Here is a 19,164-nt window from a genome sequence, read left to right as displayed (position 1 = left end):
AACTAAGTGTTTCCCAGTGATGGCATGAAGGCCTTAATCCTCGCCGGCGGCTTTGCCAAAAGGCTAGGTACAATTGGGGAGCTGATGCCCAAGGCTATGATCATGGAAAAGGGAGACACCGTCCTTAACAACCTGATCAAAAAGCTTCGCGCCGTGAATTTGGAACCGATCATCTCCACTAACAAAAAGTTTGAGGGGTTCTTCTCCGGTTACCAAAACCTCATCGTCGAGGAAGCCATGGCCGAGGAGCAGAAATTAGGGGCTGTCTCGGCAATTTGGAACGCCATCAACGCGAAAAAAATTGAGGAGGATCTCATGGTAGTATGCGCCGACAACTATTTTTCCTCAGGTTTTGAGGACTTCGTCTCAAGCTACACCGGAGAGCCGCTCGTGGGCATATACTACGTGGGGCAGAATCCCGAGATGAAGCCCGAGGAAATGGCCACGGTGAAATTTGATGGTAGCGACGATTATCCTCCTCCTGCCACCAGCTTCTTCTTCACCGATTTTAAGGAAAAGGTCCGTCCCCCTCTCAGCAGTTACGTCAGCACCGGAGTCTACATCTTTCCCAAACGCATCTTTCCCCTTCTCGGCAAGTTCTGCAGGAGTTCTAAGCAGGACGCTCCAGGATTCTTCATCCAGCATCTGATGCAACTTGGAGAAAAGGTCAAGGGCTACTTGTTCAGCGGCGAGTGGTACGATGTTTCGCACAAGAGCTACCTTCAGGCCTTCCGCGAGGCAAGGGTGGTAAAAAACGACGAACGCTACATCGTCTGCGACAGGACGATCGGGGGCAACCTAGTACTCTCCATCACCATTTTACATGTAGGAAAACAAACGACCGGTCATTCTCATCCTGTGGGTGAGGTCTACTTCTTCATAGAGGGGGAGGGGGAAATAGAAATGAACGGGGGCAGACGGCGTGTCAGGGAAAAAGACGTGGTGACAATCGCCCCGGGAGAATTTCATCGGGTACATAACATCAGTGACAAGGATCTCATCTTCATCTCTGTTTTCGAGAAATATGGGGAAAGAGGATAGAATTACTGGAAATTGAATAAAAATCCCGCAAAAACAAGAAGCCAATCTATCGCTAAATGATGGTCTCCAGAGAGTCCAACCGAAAGACCCGATTAAATTTAAACCACTCCAACTTTTCCTGATTTGTTTCCCAGCGACAGCTAAATAGCCCCAGCAACAGAGAAGATTGCGTATGATGATCAAATACATTCGCGATCCCATCCATGGCTATATCGGCATAACTGACGTGGAACGCCGGATAATCGACACCTGGCCGGTCCAGCGCCTTCGTGGAATAAAGCAGCTTTCAATCGCGTCGCTGGTATATCCCGGCGGCGAACACACTAGATTCTCACATGCGCTGGGCGCCATGCATGTGGCTGGGCAAATCGCCGAATCCTTGAGAAAAAGTGTTGAGATATCTGAAAACGAGTGGCAGCTCGTCAGGCTCGCCAGCCTTCTGCACGATGTCGGCCATGGCCCCTTCTCCCACTCTTATGAGGAACTGATCGTGGAAAAGCGCGGCATCAACCACGAGCAGATGGGTGCCAAGATTGTAAAGGAGAGCGAGCTTGCCGATGCATTAAAGGAGTGTGGCTACGGGCCGGATGAAATCGTCAAACTTGCCTTTGGAAAAGATAGCAGGGGCAGGAACTATCTGCACCAGATCACGGCCAGCCAAGTTGACTCCGACAAACTTGACTTTCTGGTCCGGGATTCCTACTATACTGGAGTCGAATACGGCCGCATCGACATCAACAGGTTGATTCAGGCGATGGATGTCTATGGAAATGACATCGCCATCGATCTTAAGGCGCTCTACGCACTTGAAGCCTTCATGATAGCCAGATATGAGATGTTCTTGGCGGTTTACTACCACCACGCGGTCAGATCCGCGGAAATTCTTCTCCATAAGGCGATGGAATATGCCGACGAACTCATCGGCCTGACTTCCTTCGCCAGCGTGAACGAGTTCCTGAAAATGGACGATGGTTATGTGGCGACCAAATTAAGGGAGCTTAACCCCCCTGACTTCAACGATCCTGAAAAGCGGAGACGGGCGGAAAAAGCCAAAGAGATAATGAAAATGCTAGACAACAGAGAACTCCTCAAGGTCGCTTACCAGAGAGATGTTCACGTCAAAGATGCCTACGTGGCAAAATTACTGAGCGACAAAAACGTAAGACAGCAGAAAGAGCAGGAGATCGCTAGGCTAGCCGGAGTTGACAGCGATGACGTCGTGGTGGATGTTCCAACACTGGATTCTATTCCATACTACCCTCGAGAAATTGATCCCATGGAAATCCCGGTCTTCACCTACAGCGGCGGAAACAAGGAACTCGTGCAGCTCTCTAGGTACTCACGCTTAATTAACGTTTTGAAAGGATATGTTGATATTATCCGAGTCTATACCAGCTCAAAACAAAGAACCAACGTTGAAAAGGCCGCCAGTGAAGTCTTCAAAACGCTACCATTTTCAGCCCAGATAAACATGTAGTCCGCTGAGAACTACCGTCAAAACAAGCCAGACGCAAAACCAAAGAGATTACAGCTGCTTTTTCACCAGCTGTTGAATTTCCGCCTGAACCTCGTCGATCGAACGATTGCCATCGACCACCTTCATCTTGCATAACTTGGCAATGCTCAAATATACTTGTCTAACCTTTCGCTGAAGTTCAAGGCTCTTTTCGAATTCATCAAGTTTGCGCGAACGATTTATTCTCTGAGCCGAAACCTCTGCAGGAACGTCTATCAATATCATCAGATCCGGCTCCGGTGCCATCTCATTTACCTTCATTACCCATTTGAGGGGAAGCCCACGGGCCGACTGGTAGGCAAGGGAGGAGGCCGTGTATCTATCTGAAATAACGAACTTGCCTGAATTGAGCGACGGAGCTACCACCTGTTCCACGTGCTGCAACCTATCAGCGGCAAAAAGAAGTGCCTCAGCTGCCACCGGTATCCTAAGCTTTCCCGCCAAAGCCAACTTTATTATTTTACCGATCGGACCTCCTGTTGGTTCCTCGGTAACAACTACCTTATAACCCAAATTTCGCAACCAATTAGCGAGCAATCTCACTTGAGTGCTCTTCCCGCTCCCATCTAATCCCTCAATGCAGATGAATTTTCCCCTCACCCGGGCACCATAGCTGAGTTTTTCCACCCTGCCTATTTATCTATCGTCTACCCGAGAGGAAGAGGCAAACAGAGCACAAACACCGCCAGTGCTGCTGCCGCTAAAAATTTATGGCGCAAGGAAAGCGGTGAAATGTCATCCAATGCCCCGGGATGATAACCTCTGAAGAAAACTAAGATCAAAAGGCCCCAAACAAAGAAAATCGGCATGTCTGGAAAAGCCAACCCTAAGAGCATCAACAAAAACCCCAACATCCTAGTCAGCAAAAAGTGGCGGTCGCGCCCTAGAACCGCCCTAGCGATATGTCCGCCATCAAGCTGCCCCACCGGAATCATGTTGAACATGGTCAGGAGCATCACCACCCAGCCGGAGAATGTCAACGGGTTTAACTCAAAAGCGCTGGTGACCCTGCCCAAACTTATCAGCTGCAGCAAACCGAACATTAAAGGTACAAACGGCAGCGGGTTCTCCAGCTGACTCGGGACTGAAAGCGAAAGGCCGATGAAGGTTATTATCACTGAAAGAACAAACCCGGTGATTGGTCCGGAGGCGCCCATCTCGACAAGGGCCTCCTTGGTGGGTATGGGGCTCTTTATGTTGATAACCGCCCCAAACGTCCCCAAGGGAAATGGCGGGGGAGCAGGGATGAAGTAGGGGAGCGTGGAAGCCACTCGATTGCGCCGAGCCGACAGCTTATGGCCTAATTCGTGAGCCACCAACATTGTCAAAAGCGACGCGGAAAAAAGCGCGGCACTGGTAAATGAGCTGTCAAAGAGGTAATATCCGGCGATGAATGTTGAAGCCACTGTGGCAGCAAAAAGTGCCACATTAGTCAGGATCCTACCTTCCCGAATAGCCGGACGCTTCACCAGAGTAAGCCTCAGCTCGCCCTCATGCTCCCGCATCACTGGGAGGTAATCCTCCTTTTCGAGGACCTTTAACGCATAGCGAAAGGCGCTGCGAACGTTTCGCGAAGAAACCTCAAGCTCAATTCTATCCCTTCGCGCCACTAAATCCAAAATCTCAAATTTTTTTGCAACTGTTTCAAGCGGCCTCTTCAGCCAATCTGGCACCTCTTCGGCCGCGACCCGCAGATTTCCTCCACATCTCGGACAGCCCCCGGGTATCGTCTCACCTATCTCACGGGCGGAAATCCTATAATCAGCATACTTGCATTCCGTGCACTCAAACTTCTTGATCGGGGGCAGATTTAACCCCATCCTATCGCCTCGGCCAGCACCGATCACTCACCCGCGCCGGACCAACGGGGATAAAGGCCGTGATCGATGCCAAACATCTCCAAAACCCGTCCCACGATGAAGTCCACCAGGTCCGCTACTTTTTCAGGCTTTATGTAAAACGCCGGGGCGGCGGGTAAAATTATGGCTCCGGCTCGCCTGAGTTTGGTCATGTTTTCCAGATGAATCAAGCTAAGTGGAGTTTCGCGCGGCACTAGCACCAGCGTGCGGTTCTGCTTAAGGATCACATCAGCCGCCCGGGTTATCAGATCATGAGAGATGCCGTTTGCGATCTCACCCAGCGTTTTCATGCTGCAGGGAATCACCACCATGCCGTCAACAGGATAAGACCCGCTGGATGGTGGCGCCTCCAAATCATCGGGAGAGTAGCTCCGCGTGGCCAGCCTGCGAAGATCAGCGGCGGCTTTTCCCAGCTCCAGCATCAAGATTTTCTCCGCGCTTTTTGAGACGATGAGCTCTGTTTCTATCCCCAGCCGTTGACACGCTTCGAGAAATCTCAGCCCGTATGGAGCACCGCTCGCTCCGGTTATGGCGACAACCAGCCTCATGTTTTCCCAACTAATATCTTTACTGAACTAATATATCCCCGTTGAACCGAAGTCTTCCTCCCGCTACCTGTTCTCTATCTTTCTAACCACTTCATCGCCAACTTCCGAGGTGCTCGATCTTCCGCCCAAATCATAAGTCCTGACCCTCCTCTCTCGAAGCACCTCAACGACGGCCGCCTCGATGATGTCAGCAACCTCCTGTTCACCCAGTTCCTCTAACATCATCTGACCGGCCAAGATTGTGGCTATTGGATTAGCCACATTTTTTCCCGCATGCTTTGGCGCTGATCCATGAATGGGCTCAAACATGCTCACGCCATCTGGGTTGATGTTGCCACCCGGTGCCAGACCTAAACCTCCCTGAATCATGGCGCCGAGATCGGTGATGATGTCCCCAAACATGTTCGGCGTCACCACCACCTGATACCACTCGGGATTCTTCACGAACCACATAGCAACGGCATCCACAAAGGCATATTCTGTTTCAATTTCAGGATACTCTCTAGCCACCGACTCAAAGACCTCTCGCCAGAGCCCGTAGACATGAGTGAGGACATTGGCTTTATCCACGGAGGTCAGGCGCTTTTTTCCCTTCCTCCGGGCCAGCTCAAACGCATAGCGAATGACCCTCTCGGCTCCCCTTCTGCTTATGACCCCAAGCTGATAGGCTATTTCATCCCTATCGACATCGATGTCTAGGTTAAACTTCGCCTCATACAGCGCTCTGATGAGATCTAAATTGGCTTTTTGCTTGCCTCTAGCCCTTCCACCCAGTGCCACGTAAAAGTCCTCCGTGTTCTCTCTGACCACGAAGAAGTTCACGTGCTCCGGTCCTTTTCCAGCCAGGGGGCATGGTACGCCCGGGTAGAGCTTAACGGGACGCAAATTTACGTACTGATCAAAGTAAAAACGCAACCTGAGCAGTATTCCCTGCTCCAGGATTCCAGTAGGTACTCTGGGATCGCCCAAGGCTCCGAGGTAAATCGCATCCATACGGGACAGTTCTTTTAACACTTCTTCTGGGATCAGCTCATTTGTTTTGAGGTAGTGCTCGGCGCCATAAGGGAACTCCGCAAAATCCAGATCAATTCCGCCCGCCACATCCGCCGCAGCACGAAGGACCTTGACGCCCTCTCGAATAACCTCCGGGCCGACGCCGTCACCCGGGATGACTGCTATTTTGTACCTTGTCAAACTATCACCTGAACAATCTTGACATCAGGGCTCTTAAGCTTAAACAGCGGTTTTTTCCCTCAAGAAACCACTTTTCCGACCCATCCTCTTGAGATAAGGCAGCAGTCCACCGGCTCGCAAGATCTCCATCAGGAAATCTGGAAGCGGTTCAGCATCAAATTTCTTGCCCGTGCTGGTGTTGAGCACCTCGCCCCTGCTGATATCCACCCGGATACCATCACCGGTCCTGAATCCACGCCTTGCCTCCTTGGAGATCAACACAGGTAACCCTTGGTTTATCGCGTTTCGGAAAAATATCCTAGCAAACGATTCAGCCACCACCGCGGCAATTCCTGCTCCCTTCAAAGCCATCGGTGCATGTTCCCGGCTTGAACCGCAGCCGAAGTTTTTTCCCGCCACGATGACATCTCCAGCCCTCACCTTGGCGGCAAAACTCGGATCCACCGCCTCCATCACATGTTTGGCCAGCTGCTTCGGATCTCTCTGGACCAGATAACGCCCGGCGATGATGTCATCGGTTGAGATGTTATTTCCAAAGACCCAAGCCTTAGCCATTACACGTCCCTCGGATCAGTGATCTCTCCTCTCAGGGCTGAAGCGGCAACCGTAGCTGGAGAGCCCAGATAAACCTTGGCCTCCGGGCTGCCCATGCGCCCTCTGAAGTTCCGGTTGGACGAGGAGATGCAGACCTCTCCCGGTCCGATGATTCCGATGTGCCCCCCCATGCAGGCCGCACATGATGGCGATCCCACCATTGCACCAGCCTCCACGAATTTCTGCAGTACCTTTTTTCTGAGCGCCTCCAAGTAAACCTCTCGTGACGCCGGAACAACCAGCATCCTTACTCCTGGGGCTACTTTTTTACCCTTCAACACTTTGGCCGCTTCAATCAAGTCCTCAAGCCTGCCGTTCGTGCAACTGCCCAAAAAGGCTTGGTCGATTTTTACCCCGGCAACCTCACGCACCGGTCGCACCCTGTCCACATTGTGGGGCAGAGCTACCTGAGGCTCAAGTTTTGACAGATCAAGTTCCATTACGTCGACGTAACTCGCACCGGCATCACTGTAAACTGGTTGGTAACCCCATCTGGCCCTTCCCCTTAAATATCTAAAGGTGGTTCTGTCGGGGGGGACAATAGCTGTCTTTGCCCCCATCTCGACCCCCATGTTGCACATCGTCATTCTACCCCCAACGCTTATCCTACTCAGACCGCTGCCGGAGAACTCGATGGCACGGTAAGTGGCACCATCGGCTCCGACCTCGCCCACGATTTTTAAAATCAGGTCCTTCGGTGAGACCCGGCTTCTCAGCGTCCCCTCGATTCTCACCAGCATGCTCTCAGGCACACGGAACCACAGCTTTCCGGTGGCGAAGACAGCCGCCATATCTGTGGAACCAATACCGGTGGCAAAACAGCCGAAGGCCCCATAGGTGCAGGTATGGGAATCGGCTCCGACGATGAGCTCGCCGGGAAGAGCAAAACCGTTTTCGGGAAGCACCTCATGACATACTCCCTCGCCCACCTCAAAAAAATTCTGAACCCCGTTCCGAGCCGCGAACCTGCGTAACCCAATGTGCTCTCGAGAGGCCTCGATCGATGTGGCTGGTGCCTGATGGTCCAAGACGATTACCACCCTCGAGGGATTCCAGACTCTTTTAACGCCGATCTGCTCCAAAGCCTCCACCGTGATCGGGCCGGTGATGTCATTAATCATGGCAACATCAACTCGGGCCTCAACTATCTCGCCAGGAGACACGCTCTGGCGCCCCGACGCCCGGGCCAGTATTTTCTCCGCAATCGTCATCGGCATGAACTTCCAACCTGATTAAGTGGCCCAATCTTTAAGTTTTATTGTGATTGCCAGTAAACATTTGGCTATTGTGCCTCGCTTGGGATTTAAGCCACTGGATGACACAGCTATCTCATGCCAAATAAAACGATTGAAATTTGTTGAGCAAGGTAAACCTGTGACATGGCTATATCTTGTGTTTTTATTCGAGGCTGTCGTTTCTCAAACAGTCAAATTTTAGACCCTTGAAATCGTGCCGAATGAGTACAATTTCCGCACTTTCTGGAAAACTGGTCAAAGTCTTATGGCTCCCTCTGCAGCCGAGCTAACCATTTTAGAATATAATCCCAGATAACCAGTTTTTATTTTCGGTGGAAGCGGTTTCACCTTCGCCAGCCTCTCCTCAAGCACCTGCTCCGGAACCATTACCTCCAGCCTGCGTCCGGGAATGTCAATCAATATTTTATCTCCCTCGACAACGGCGGCGATGGGTCCCTTCTCCGCGGCCTCGGGCGAAACATGGCCCACTGCTGCACCTCTCGTCCCGCCGGAGAACCTCCCATCAGTCACCAAAGCCACGGAATCGATTAACCCCACGCCAGCCAAGGCAGAAGTAGCCGCTAACATCTCACGCATCCCAGGGCCTCCTTTGGGTCCCTCGTATCTGATGACAATTACATCACCACGTTTGATCTTGCCACCTAATATCGCCTTCACCGCGTCATCCTCACGGTCGAAAACCCTTGCCGGCCCTCTGTGCCGAATCATCCGAGGACTAACGCCAGCGTATTTTACCACAGCTCCCTTCGGGGCCAAATTACCATATAAAATCGCGATGCCGCCCTCGCGATGGTACGGTCGATTGAGCGGCCTGATGACATCGTTTTCCGGTATCTTGACGAACTTCAAGTTGTCCCGAACCCGTCTGCCAGTGACGGTAAGAGGTGTGCCCCGAATTAGCCCACTCAGCCGCTTCATGACAGCAGGTATTCCACCAGCCCTGTCTAAATCAAGCATCGTGTGTGAACCTCCAGGCCTCAAGCTGCAGAGATGCGGCGTCCTTCGGCTCAACCTATCAAATATATCCAGATCCAACTTGATCCCGGCTTCGTGGGCGATTGCCGGAAGATGCAGCACGGTGTTCGTCGAGCCCCCAATGGCCATGTCTACTATCACCGCATTTTCAAAGGCAGGTCGCGTCATTATCCTTCTAGTTGTTATCCCCAGACGAAGCAACTTCAGAACCTGAGAGCCACTCCGCTTGGCTAGAGCTACTTTTTTAGAATCAACAGCGTGAGCGGTCGCCATCCCTGGTAGTGACATTCCCATAGCCTCGGTGAGACAGGCCATGGTGTTGGCCGTGAACAGTCCCGCACATGAGCCGCAGCCGGGACAACAGCGCTCCTCGATAATCCGTGCTTCTCTCTCGCTCATCTTGCCCGACTTAACCGCACCAACGGCCTCAAAGGCGCTGATCACATCCAACTTCTGCCCGCCCCATTCTCCAGGCATCATCGGCCCGCCAGTGACCATTATCCCGGGAATGTTCACCCGCGCCATGGCCATCAGCATCCCTGGGACGATCTTATCGCAGCTAGCCACGCAAACTACGGCATCGAATCTATGAGCCTCAAGCATCAACTCGACGCTGTCGGCGATGACTTCCCGGGAGGGCAGCGAGTAACACATTCCTCGGGTTCCCATCGAGATGCCGTCGCAGATACCAATAGTGTTAAACTCAAAAGGTGTGCCACCGGACTCCCGAACACCCGCCGCAACCGCCTCGCCCAGCTGCCGCAGATGTAAATGTCCCGGCACAATGTTATTGTAGGAGTTGGCTATGGCCACAAACGGCCTCTCGATATCAGCATCGGTCAGGCCATCGGCTCTCAACAGAGCTCGGCGGGGAAGGCTCTCTAGCCCAACCACTACCTCTCGGCTGCGAAGCTTCATCGGTCCTGCCTCCGAGAAGGCATCACGTTATAAATATAAAATTCTGGCGGTAGAGGGAAATTATCACTTTTCGATTCCGGCCCACTTGCGCAGCTCCCTTCCGACCCGCTCAACCAAGTGCTTCTTCCCTTCCTCGCGCATCCTGCGCAGGTTTGGCAGGTTCGCCTTGCTCTCCTCTATCCATTCCTTGGCAAACTTTCCGCTCTTGATGTCCTCCAGCATCCGCTTCATTGTTTCTCTCGTTCTACGATCGACTATCCATTTGCCCCTAGTGCGACCACCATACTCGGCCGTGTTGCTAACGGCCTTCATCATCCCCTCGATGCCGTGCTCATAGACCAAATCGATGATCAGCTTCAGCTCGTTGATGCACTCGAAGTAAGCTATCTCCGGCTGATAGCCCGCCTCGACCAAAGTTTCAAACCCGGCGATCATCAGCTCGGAAACTCCACCCACCAGCACCGCCTGCTCGCCAAACAGGTCGGTTTCCACCTCTTCCTTAAAAGTGGTCTCAACAACCCCGATCCTAGTCAACCCAACTCCCTTCGCCATCGCTAGCGCTATCTCCTTAGCCCTCCCACTGGCATTCTGTTCAACCGCCAGTAATCCCGGCGTTCCGGAACCGCGCTCATACATCTGTCGCAACATGGCCCCGGGCGCCTTCGGAGCTATCATGATAACGTCCACATCCTTAGGTGGCACTATTTGCTTGAAATGGATGTTAAATCCATGACTAAAGCAGAGGACCTTGCCCGCGGTGAGATGCTGCTGAATCTGCTCCCGATAAACGTCGGCCTGGTGTTCATCCGGAATCAAAATGTGGATAATATCAGCACGCCTAGCGGCCTCCGGGATGTCGTAAACCTCAAAACCATCCCGCTTCGCCTGTTCATAACTGGCATCCTTTATATTGCCGATGATCACCTTGCATCCAGAATCCCTGAGATTCTTGGCTTGGGCCTGCCCCTGATTTCCGTAACCTATGATGGCAATTGTCTTTCCCTGCAAGGGGGCAATGTCCGCATCCTTATCATAATATATCTTCGCCATGTTATCTTTTTTATGTTGTCTCTCGGGATATAAGAACCTGACCCGAGCGGGCGACCTCCCTGAGAATATCCGGACCCAGCTCCGCGACCACCTTTTCTATGTGCTCATGGCTGCCACTGAGTTCGATGATCAAAACGTTCCCCTTGTCCTCCAAAACCTTGCCGCCAGCGCTTTCGACTTTCTGCACCACTTTCCAAAGCTGCTCCTCATCAAGCTTCTTGGTCTTCAACAGCGCAATCTCCCTAGCAATGCTACGTTCCGGATCAATGACCTCGACATCTATTATCGGCTCGGCTCGGGCAAGTACCCTGCGCATGAACTCCGCTAGACGATCGTCGGCCTTGAAGGTTAGGATAACCCGGGCCAGACCGCTGGGCTCGATGCCCACCGTGATCGAGTCCAAGTTGATCTGACGCCTAGTGAAAGATCTGGATATCCTCATCATGACTCCAGGAACATTCTGGCAGAGCACAGAAAACATTCGCGTTTTCATCTCAACACCTACGTGAGTATTGGCTCATCCAGCCTCCCTCCGGATGGCACCATCGGTAACACATGTTCGTCGGGGTCAATTGGTATATCGAGTATCGCAGGCTTTCCACATTTCAGCGCCTCCCTCAGCTTAGGCGCTATCTCACTTGGCCTCGAGGCACGATCGCCCCAGGCGCCGTAGGCCTCGGCAAGTTTCACGAAATCAGGTGCCTTGCCCAAGTAGACCCCTGAACGTCTTTTCTGATAAAAGAGGTCCTGCCACTGCTTGACCATGCCGAGGTAACCGTTGTTAAAGATACAGGAAACCACATTTATCTTGTTTTCCACCACCGTGGCCAGCTCCTGGGAATTCATGAGAAAACTGCCATCTCCAGCTATATCGACCACATCACACTCGGGCCGGGCCACTTTGACGCCCATCGAAGCTGGGAATCCAAACCCCATCGTCCCCAAGCCACCCGAGGAGATGAAATGTCTGGGTTTTCTGACCACGTAAAAGTGAGCTGCCCACATTTGGCACTGTCCCACTTCAGTCACGATGATCGCGTCATCGTTAAGCACGCTCATTATCTCTTTAATCACGCGCTGCGGCTTGGTGGGAACCTCATCGTAATCCATCCTCGGGGCTAGCTCCTCCCTCATCTTCTTCACCCTCCGCAGCCAAGCGCTGGTTCTATCCTGCTTCACCTGCAGCTTAAGCCCGTTTATTATCTCGGTGAGAGCCCGCTTGGCATCACCGATTATCGGTAGATCCACTCGAACATTCTTACCTAGCTCCACTTGATCGATGTCAATGTGAATGATCTTAGCTCGTGAAGCAAAGTGACGAACGTCTCCGGTGGCCCGATCGCTGAACCTGACCCCCACTCCCAGCAGAACATCACACTCACTCACCGCAAGGTTGGCCGCCATGCGTCCGTGCATGCCGAGCATGCCGAGCGCGAGGGGGTGGTCCTCTGGAATCACGCCTTTGCCCATCAAAGAAGTCACCACCGGAGCACCCAGCATCTCAGCCAGAGTGACGACCTCGGCTGAAGCTGAGGAGATGATGACGCCGCCGCCGGCATATATCACTGGTTGCTCGGCATCAACCAGCATTTTAACCGCCTTCCGGATGTCCTCAGGGTTGGGGTCATACTTTATCACCTTCTGATAATTCACTTCGGCAGGAATCTTTAGGTCGGCTTTGCTTACTTGAACATCCTTAGGCAGATCTATGTGCACCGGGCCCGGCCTCCCGATGGTGGCTGTTTTAAATGCGAGCCTGATTATGGCGGGGAGATCGGCGACATTGCGGATGATAAAGTTGTGCTTAGTTATCGGCAGCATGATGCTCAGCATGTCGGCTTCCTGAAAAGCGTCACTGCCCAGCACGGAGTTCGGCATCTGCCCCGAGATGGCAACCACCGGCGAGCTATCCATGTAGGCGTTGAGGATTCCGGTGGTCAGATTGGTCGCACCCGGGCCTGAGGTGGTAAGGCAAACGCCCGGTCTACCCGTGGCGCGAGCATAACCATCAGCCGCATGCGCTGCTGCCTGCTCATGCCTAGTGAGTATGTGGCGAATTTCGGTTTCATCGTAAAGCGCATCGTAGACAGGGATAATAGCACCTCCAGGTATCCCGAAGATGTTCCGCACGCCCTCTGCCTTCAGAGCCTCGAAAAGCGCCTTCGCTCCAGTCATCTCGACCATTGGCATCAGCTATAAAGTTATTATTTCAACTTTTTATAAACAACTACATAAATCTAGCCAAAATTGAAACACGATATTTTTTCCGCCCGTCTCTTGTTCGTCCGATGAGCTTCGCGCTTTCGATAACGGTAGCTCCAAACCTCTCCTTCAGCAAGGCCGCTATCTTCCTTCCCAAATTCACTGAACTGAGGTAATAGTCCAAGCCACCATGCTGTTCCTTGAAGTTGGCGATAAAATTCCTAGGCTCACTTTTCCCTAATTGGGCGACTATCTTTTCCACTTCTCTTTGAATCTGAAGTCGCTTTTCAGTCGAAGAAAAATCACGCAATTGCAAAATCGCCTCATGATGCTTGGCCCTTTTCAACCTGCAAACATCACAGGTAGTATATTTCAAGTCCAATTTCAAGGCGTGCTCCTCAATTTTGGGAATTTTCTGTAGTGGGTGAAGCTTGCCCGAAGCCCTGACCACCACCAAGCTTTCTTCCAACCGCGGCTCCACCTCAAACCGAAGGCCCGGCGCTTCAGCGGCTCTAAGAAGGCGCTTTTCGGAATCAGTATAACTCAACACGCGGACGGAATGGAGCAACGCCTGCCGCGCCGCCTCTTTCACCGGCTCTCCGGAGAACTGAGATTGCCACCTTCCTCCGATCTTGATAGCCCCACAATCCCTACAGAGAACCACCTCAATCTCGGCGGGGACTTCCATTAGCGGTAGGTCGGAAAAACAGCGTTGGCAGAGCCCCTGCAACAACGGTCCGGCATCGTCCTCGAATGCCCCACATTTATAGCAAAATCTTCTCATCAGCACCAATTCCATTCTGCCCTTTGAATTAAACGCTGTTTCGGTGCCTTTGAAACGATAAGTTATTAAATTTACAAAATCAAGTTCCCGCGGTGCTGGTTTGCAAATCCTGCTGATACATGCCGACTACCTCAAGTTCGAGGTAAAGCAACGTACACCCGCAGCTGAGGAAATCAGACCTGAGCAGTGCTCGGGACAAATCGATGATGTGCTCGTTGTCTTCTCGGCCGCTGAAGAAGCCGACGAAAACAACATCAAACAAGTGGCTAAAAATGCCGCTGTGGAGATCTTCAACATCGCAAAGAAAGTGGAGGCGCAAAGGGTCGCTATCTATCCCTATGCTCACCTGAGTTCCTCGCTTGCCTCACCTAAAACAGCCATCAAACTGCTCGATGCCACCGCCGAGGAACTCCGAGGACACGGTCTTGAAGTCCATCGGCTGCCCTTTGGCTGGTACAAGGCATTCACCATCAGCTGCAAGGGACATCCTCTTTCAGAGCTATCCCGTACCATTACCTCGGAAGCCCCTGTAGCCGCAGAATTGGTCGCTAGGGCCGCACCGGGTAAATGGATCCTCCTCACACCCGAAGGTGGTGAACAAGAGTTAAACCTAGCCGAGATCGAATCTTGCCAGCCGCTGATGAAAAACCCGCTGCTCAAGCAATACCTCTTGAGCGAGGAACTGGGACAAAAGCCGGGAGGAGAACCGGCCCACATCAAGCTGATGCGGCGGCTGGAGCTGGTGGACTACGAGCCAGCGAGCGATACCGGACACTTCCGTTTCTATCCCAACGGCGCCCTCATCAAGGGTCTGCTGGAGGACTTCGCCTCGCAAATCGCTGCAGAAATCGGTGCTGTCAGGATAGAAACTCCAGTACTCTACCGCGCCGATGAACCGGACATAGCCGAGCAAGCGGCCAAGTTCCTGCAAAAGGACTACAAGATCAGACTACCCAACCGAACACTCATCCTGAGGTTCTCCGGAGACTTTGGACTTTTCAAGATGATGAAGAACACCCTAATGACCTACAAGCAGATGCCGGTGCGGGTTTTCGAGCTTTCCCCGTCCTACCGGCTTGAGCAGAGCGGTGAAACCGTGGGGCTGAAGAGGCTCAGGGCTTTCACCATGCCCGACATCCACTGCTTTTGCCTTGACTTGAAGCAGGGATTGGAGGAATATGAACGGCTCTTTGAAGTCTATGTTAAGATGGTAGGTTCAATGGGAGTTGAATATGTGGTGGTCTTTCGTGTGGTCGAGGATTTCTATCGCCAGAACAAAGATTTCATCGTCCGTCTGCTGCAACTGGTCAAGCGCCCGGCCCTGATTGAGCTTCTCACCGAACGAAAACACTACTGGATCCTAAAACATGAATTTCAGATGATCGACTCGGTGGGTGGAAATGCCCAGCTTTCCACCATCCAGCTTGACCTCGAGGACTCGGAACGCTATGATATTCGCTATGTTGATGAAAGAGGTGAAAAACGGAACTGCGTGATATTGCATTCCTCCATCGGTTCTATCGAGAGGTGGATCTACGCGATTTTGGAGGAGGCTGCCAAGGCCCAAATGGCGGGCGGAGTACCTTGCTTGCCCCTCTGGCTCGCGCCGACTCAGGTAAGAATCGTGCCGCTTGCCAGCCGTCACCTTGACTTCTGCAATAAAATCGCTGAGGCTCTTGAGAAGAACCAGATAAGAGTTGACATCGACGACAGAGAGGAATCTGTCTCAAAGAAGGTGAGGGATGCCGAGCGAGAGTGGGTGCCCTACATTATCGTCATCGGTGACAAGGAATTAGGATCGGAAAAAATTCCAGTCAGGGTACGAGGAGAGAAGGGACTTAAATTACTGACCATGGAGGAGCTCTCCGCTGAAATTAAGCAACTGACCAAAGGGATGCCCTTCAGGCCCCTCGCCATGAACCGATTGTTATCGCTGCGCCCGATCTTCTTCGGCGGATGAACATGCAGCCTAGGCGAGTCGCCGCTTTAAGCATCCTCACATTTGGCCTCGTCAGCCTACTTGGGGACATCATCTACGAGGGTTCGAGGAGCGTCATTTCACCCTTCCTCCTCAGCTTCGGTGCCTCTGCCTTTATCGTTGGTCTGATCTTAGGTTTGGGTGAGTTCTTCGGCTACGCCCTGAGGATGATCTTCGGCATCCTCTCCGACAAGACAAGATCCTACTGGACGATCTTCATCATCGGGTATTCGCTGCTGATAGCCGTCCCGCTGCTGGCGCTGGCGGGCAGCTGGCCTCTAGCCATGGTTCTTGTCCTAATAGAAAGACTATCTAAAGCGGTGAGGTCTCCAGCTCGGGACACCGTCTTCTCCTACGCTACCAAAGGTATAGGCAGCGGTAAGGCCTTCGGCATTCACGAGCTGCTGGATCAGATCGGGGCAATAACAGGGCCGGCGATTGTCGCTGCGACCCTATTCGCGACCGGGGAGAACTTCAGCGCTGCCTTCTCGGCCCTTTTCATTCCCTACCTCCTTATGATTATCATGCTCTTTCTTATCTATCTCAGGATCAGGCCACTCATCACGATACCGACCGTCAGTGAAAAAAGATCCACTTTTAAGGAACTTCCAAGTGAATTTATTATCTACGCGATCTCAGTGTCGCTAAACGCGATGGGTTTGGTATCAATTGGCTTAATCCTCTACCGGGCTTCACCGGAAACCTTGCCCTGGTTGGTGGCCCTCATTTATTTGCTCGCCCAAACCGTGGACGCGGCGGCGGCGCCATTGGCCGGCTATCTCTACGACCGGATAGGCCGAAAGCTGCTTTACCTTCCCTTCGCGCTCTCCGTTTTCCCCTCGACCCTGATCTTCATGCCCGGGCTGGAATTCGTCATTCTGTCGGCAATCTTCTTCGGAATAATTTTTGGAATGCACGAGTCAATCTACAGGGCCGCCGTGACTGATCTCACGCCGATAGAGGTAAGGGGATCGGCCTACGGGGTCTTCCACACTTTTTACGGGTTTGGTTTTCTCGTCAGCGGTGCCATTTTTGGTTTTCTCATGGATAACAACTTGGCTCAAATTGCTGTCTTATTTTCCATCTCGGCTCAGGCTGCGGCGATGATCCTGCTGAGAAAAACGCTCAGGAGCCATCGGCTGAGCCCAATGACAGGACCAGCTTCATGAACTCCGATCCCTTTATCAAACCCAGTGAGCCCTTCTCAGCATCGGCCTCGGTAAACCTGAGCCCGTCGCCCTTTGCGCCCGGGACAAATATCATAAAAGGCACCGGATCGGACGTGTGTGCTCTGACCTTAATCGGCGTGGGATGATCAGGCAGAACCGAAATGACATTTTCTCTGCCTTTTTTGATGATCCTGCCTAGGAGACGCCGATCCAAATCTTCTATAGCTTTTATCTTCATCTCAGCATCACCTGCATGACCTGCCTCGTCCGGCGCCTCCACATGGATGAGGACAAGGTCCCTGCGCCTTAGAGCCTTCAGCGCATAATCGGCCTTACCCTCGTAATTGGTGTCATAGTATCCCGTGGCGCCGGGAACTTTAATGATCTCCATGCCAGCCCAAGCCCCAATGCCGTTGATCACGTTCACCGCCGAAATTATGGCTCCCTTGACCCCGTACCTCCTCTCAAAGGGCTCCAGATTGGGACGCTTGCCCGGGCCCCAGAGCCAGACCATGTTGGCGGGATTCTTACCTTGTTTTATCCGCCTCAGGTTGACGGGGTGGCTGCCCAATATGTCCCTTGACGCCAAAATGAGCCTGTTCAGAGATTGAGAGACCTTATCCTTGGATTTGATGAGGTGCTCAGATATCGGCTCACCAACGATCTCATGGGGGGGAGAACACCCTTTGCTGATCTCGGCATTCCGCAGGACAAAAATGTGCCGATAGCTAACGCCGAGGTGAAACTCACCCAGCCCCTGCCTCTGCAACTCGGCAAGCAGTTGCGCGGCCTCCTCGGTGGTGACGCAGCCACCGGAATAATCGACGAGCTTACCGTCCCTCTCCGTAACCAAGTTACACCTGAAAGCAACATCTTTTGGGCCTAGGTCGATGCCCATGGAACCGGCTTCGAGAGGGCCACGTCCGGTGAAGTATTTTTTAGGATCGTAGCCGAGGATGGAAAGAGCGGCGACGGCGGAATCCTTTGCCATTCCATGCGGGATGGTGCTAACCTGGCCCATCCTTCCCTCGCTGGCCAAATAATCCATATTGGGCTTGTCTGCCACTTCCAGCGGCGTCCTTCCGCCGAGTTCCTCCACCTGATAGTCAGCCATGCCATCCCCGACAACTATCACGAACTTTCTATCCACCAATTGGTTCACCTGAAAACCAGAAGCTCCTCATCGTAGCGCCTGCCATCGTAAAAACTGCCCTTGGAAAGCCTCATCACTTTTTTTCCCGAAAGGTATTCCACCAAAAGCCTCTCCACCTCCTCCATGGGCTTTTCCCCCATCAGCCAGTCAAGGGGAACGTTGACATTAACTGGGCGGGCGGGCAAGATGTGGCGGGTCGTCTTGTGGGTGAAGACCATGCCTGACAAAGCTGTCCTGATCACCTCTTCTTTGGTCGTCCTGGGCACCAAGAGGGCAGCAGAGCATTTCCCTGACCGAACTTGCCACTCGGCATCGTGCTCCATCTCATAACCGATGTGGAGGCCTTGCTCTTCAGCGATGGATTCAAAACGTTTTACCCACCGGTAGCTTTCAACGATATCGGTTTTCGGCGCCCGGATCAAATGGCAATTTCTTGCCGTGAAGAGGGCAGCGGTGGCCCTTCTAGCCTCAAGCTCATTTAAAGCCGAATCAAAGGAAGAAGGTTCAACGCTCAACCCTAGAGAAATGAAAATATTCAAAAGCCTTGCATCGCTCACCCAGTCCTGAACCACGCGGTACCAGCAGCCGACCTGAATCCTTGGGCTGCGGTAGTCGACCAAACACGCGGGCAGATAGCGGCATCCCAGCTTCTTGATGGCGGCTACACGATGCATGCCGTCGAGCACTACAGAGGTATTTCGGTCAACCACAATGGGGTTTCTCACCTCAGCGTTTTGCTTCATGTCTAAAATAAGTTGGTCCAGCATCCTTGGAATTATCTCCTCATGGATGTAGACCCCGCCGACGGGCTTGATTCCGATCTCGATTTCCAGCCCCTGCGCCTCGAGCTTGAAACCCAGAACATCACCAATAGCATAGGCGTGGCTCCTTTCAAAAAGATAATGGAACCGGTTTATCAGCACCTGC

17 protein-coding genes are annotated in these 19,164 nt (G+C 52.6%); 4 read left to right on the top strand and 13 right to left on the bottom strand.

Annotated features, from left to right (window positions below; all coding sequences use genetic code 11):
* The first annotated feature begins 24 nt into the window (after positions 1-24).
* Together QXT02_RS04385 and QXT02_RS04380 are read left to right on the top strand one after the other, a co-directional pair.
* Positions 25-1,041 carry a sugar phosphate nucleotidyltransferase gene (locus QXT02_RS04385; RefSeq protein WP_342812146.1) on the top strand — a complete coding sequence of 339 codons (1,017 nt, stop codon included), beginning with the start codon at positions 25-27 and terminating at the stop codon, positions 1,039-1,041.
* Between the two features lie 175 nt (positions 1,042-1,216).
* The gene (locus QXT02_RS04380) at positions 1,217-2,518 is read left to right on the top strand and encodes an HD domain-containing protein (RefSeq protein ID WP_342812145.1); all 1,302 of its coding nucleotides are present in this window, start codon (positions 1,217-1,219) and stop codon (positions 2,516-2,518) included.
* Between the two features lie 48 nt (positions 2,519-2,566).
* Here the strand turns inward: QXT02_RS04380 and tmk are convergent, their stop codons facing one another.
* The 11 genes from tmk to QXT02_RS04325 all read right to left on the bottom strand — a co-directional run bounded on the left by tmk (position 2,567) and on the right by QXT02_RS04325 (position 13,937).
* Positions 2,567-3,157 carry a dTMP kinase gene (gene tmk / locus QXT02_RS04375; RefSeq protein WP_342812144.1) on the bottom strand — a complete coding sequence of 197 codons (591 nt, stop codon included), beginning with the start codon at positions 3,155-3,157 and terminating at the stop codon, positions 2,567-2,569.
* A 47-nt stretch (positions 3,158-3,204) separates the two neighbouring features.
* The gene (locus QXT02_RS04370) at positions 3,205-4,377 is read right to left on the bottom strand and encodes a site-2 protease family protein (protein ID WP_342812143.1); all 1,173 of its coding nucleotides are present in this window, start codon (positions 4,375-4,377) and stop codon (positions 3,205-3,207) included.
* A 23-nt stretch (positions 4,378-4,400) separates the two neighbouring features.
* Positions 4,401-4,964 (bottom strand): UbiX family flavin prenyltransferase, encoded by a 564-nt coding sequence (locus QXT02_RS04365; protein ID WP_342812142.1) that lies wholly within the window; start codon positions 4,962-4,964, stop codon positions 4,401-4,403.
* Positions 4,965-5,027: 63 nt separating this feature from the next.
* Positions 5,028-6,158: an isocitrate/isopropylmalate dehydrogenase family protein gene (locus QXT02_RS04360; RefSeq protein ID WP_342812141.1), complete on the bottom strand. Its 1,131-nt coding sequence runs from the start codon at positions 6,156-6,158 to the stop codon at positions 5,028-5,030.
* Between the two features lie 39 nt (positions 6,159-6,197).
* On the bottom strand, positions 6,198-6,713 hold the full coding sequence (locus QXT02_RS04355; protein WP_342812140.1) for a 3-isopropylmalate dehydratase small subunit: 516 nt from the start codon (positions 6,711-6,713) through the stop codon (positions 6,198-6,200).
* Positions 6,713-7,969: a 3-isopropylmalate dehydratase large subunit gene (locus QXT02_RS04350; RefSeq protein WP_342812139.1), complete on the bottom strand. Its 1,257-nt coding sequence runs from the start codon at positions 7,967-7,969 to the stop codon at positions 6,713-6,715. The genes QXT02_RS04355 and QXT02_RS04350 overlap by 1 nt, the downstream gene beginning before the upstream one ends.
* Positions 7,970-8,242: 273 nt before the next feature.
* A complete protein-coding gene (gene ilvD / locus QXT02_RS04345) occupies positions 8,243-9,901 on the bottom strand; it encodes a dihydroxy-acid dehydratase (RefSeq protein WP_342812138.1) in 1,659 nt (552 codons plus the stop codon).
* A 63-nt stretch (positions 9,902-9,964) separates the two neighbouring features.
* Entirely contained in the window at positions 9,965-10,951 is a 987-nt protein-coding gene (gene ilvC / locus QXT02_RS04340; RefSeq protein WP_342812137.1) for a ketol-acid reductoisomerase, read from the bottom strand.
* 10 nt (positions 10,952-10,961) lie between these two features.
* Positions 10,962-11,444, bottom strand: coding sequence for an acetolactate synthase small subunit (ilvN, locus tag QXT02_RS04335; protein WP_342812136.1), 483 nt, complete (start codon positions 11,442-11,444; stop codon positions 10,962-10,964).
* Between the two features lie 8 nt (positions 11,445-11,452).
* Entirely contained in the window at positions 11,453-13,126 is a 1,674-nt protein-coding gene (gene ilvB, locus QXT02_RS04330; RefSeq protein WP_342812219.1) for a biosynthetic-type acetolactate synthase large subunit, read from the bottom strand.
* Positions 13,127-13,178: 52 nt separating this feature from the next.
* Positions 13,179-13,937, bottom strand: coding sequence for a 60S ribosomal export protein NMD3 (locus QXT02_RS04325; protein WP_342812134.1), 759 nt, complete (start codon positions 13,935-13,937; stop codon positions 13,179-13,181).
* Between the two features lie 100 nt (positions 13,938-14,037).
* On the opposite strand from QXT02_RS04325, the gene QXT02_RS04320 reads away from it, so the two are divergent.
* Positions 14,038-15,897, top strand: coding sequence for a threonine--tRNA ligase (locus tag QXT02_RS04320; RefSeq protein ID WP_342812133.1), 1,860 nt, complete (start codon positions 14,038-14,040; stop codon positions 15,895-15,897).
* Between the two features lie 2 nt (positions 15,898-15,899).
* On the top strand, positions 15,900-17,084 hold the full coding sequence (locus tag QXT02_RS04315) for an MFS transporter (protein WP_342812132.1): 1,185 nt from the start codon (positions 15,900-15,902) through the stop codon (positions 17,082-17,084).
* Here the strand turns inward: QXT02_RS04315 and QXT02_RS04310 are convergent.
* Both QXT02_RS04310 and QXT02_RS04305 read right to left on the bottom strand, forming a co-directional pair.
* Entirely contained in the window at positions 17,041-18,234 is a 1,194-nt protein-coding gene (locus QXT02_RS04310) for a cofactor-independent phosphoglycerate mutase (RefSeq protein WP_342812218.1), read from the bottom strand. The two genes, QXT02_RS04315 and QXT02_RS04310, sit on opposite strands and share 44 nt — an antisense overlap.
* A gap of 8 nt (positions 18,235-18,242) precedes the next feature.
* Positions 18,243-19,160, bottom strand: a complete 918-nt coding sequence (locus QXT02_RS04305) for a ParB N-terminal domain-containing protein (RefSeq protein ID WP_342812130.1) — start codon at positions 19,158-19,160, stop codon at positions 18,243-18,245.
* Positions 19,161-19,164 lie beyond the last annotated feature (4 nt).

It is taken from the genome of Hadarchaeum sp. (SeqCode) (genome assembly GCF_038871235.1).
GTDB lineage: Archaea > Hadarchaeota > Hadarchaeia > Hadarchaeales > Hadarchaeaceae > Hadarchaeum.
The sequence above is the reverse complement of the archived record's forward strand: the minus strand, read 5'-3'. Positions and strand labels throughout refer to the sequence as shown.

Excerpts from the sequence above, each read along its gene's own strand:
- QXT02_RS04385 (WP_342812146.1), top strand. The coding sequence starts at position 25 with ATGAAGGCCTTAATCCTCGCCGGCGGCTTTGCCAAAAGGCTAGGTACA.
- QXT02_RS04380 (WP_342812145.1), top strand. The coding sequence starts at position 1,217 with ATGATCAAATACATTCGCGATCCCATCCATGGCTATATCGGCATAACT.
- QXT02_RS04370 (WP_342812143.1), bottom strand. The coding sequence starts at position 4,377 with ATGGGGTTAAATCTGCCCCCGATCAAGAAGTTTGAGTGCACGGAATGC.
- QXT02_RS04365 (WP_342812142.1), bottom strand. The coding sequence starts at position 4,964 with ATGAGGCTGGTTGTCGCCATAACCGGAGCGAGCGGTGCTCCATACGGG.
- QXT02_RS04355 (WP_342812140.1), bottom strand. The coding sequence starts at position 6,713 with ATGGCTAAGGCTTGGGTCTTTGGAAATAACATCTCAACCGATGACATC.
- QXT02_RS04350 (WP_342812139.1), bottom strand. The coding sequence starts at position 7,969 with ATGCCGATGACGATTGCGGAGAAAATACTGGCCCGGGCGTCGGGGCGC.
- ilvD (WP_342812138.1), bottom strand. The coding sequence starts at position 9,901 with ATGAAGCTTCGCAGCCGAGAGGTAGTGGTTGGGCTAGAGAGCCTTCCC.
- ilvC (WP_342812137.1), bottom strand. The coding sequence starts at position 10,951 with ATGGCGAAGATATATTATGATAAGGATGCGGACATTGCCCCCTTGCAG.
- ilvN (WP_342812136.1), bottom strand. The coding sequence starts at position 11,444 with ATGAAAACGCGAATGTTTTCTGTGCTCTGCCAGAATGTTCCTGGAGTC.
- ilvB (WP_342812219.1), bottom strand. The coding sequence starts at position 13,126 with ATGACTGGAGCGAAGGCGCTTTTCGAGGCTCTGAAGGCAGAGGGCGTG.
- QXT02_RS04325 (WP_342812134.1), bottom strand. The coding sequence starts at position 13,937 with ATGAGAAGATTTTGCTATAAATGTGGGGCATTCGAGGACGATGCCGGA.
- QXT02_RS04315 (WP_342812132.1), top strand. The coding sequence starts at position 15,900 with ATGCAGCCTAGGCGAGTCGCCGCTTTAAGCATCCTCACATTTGGCCTC.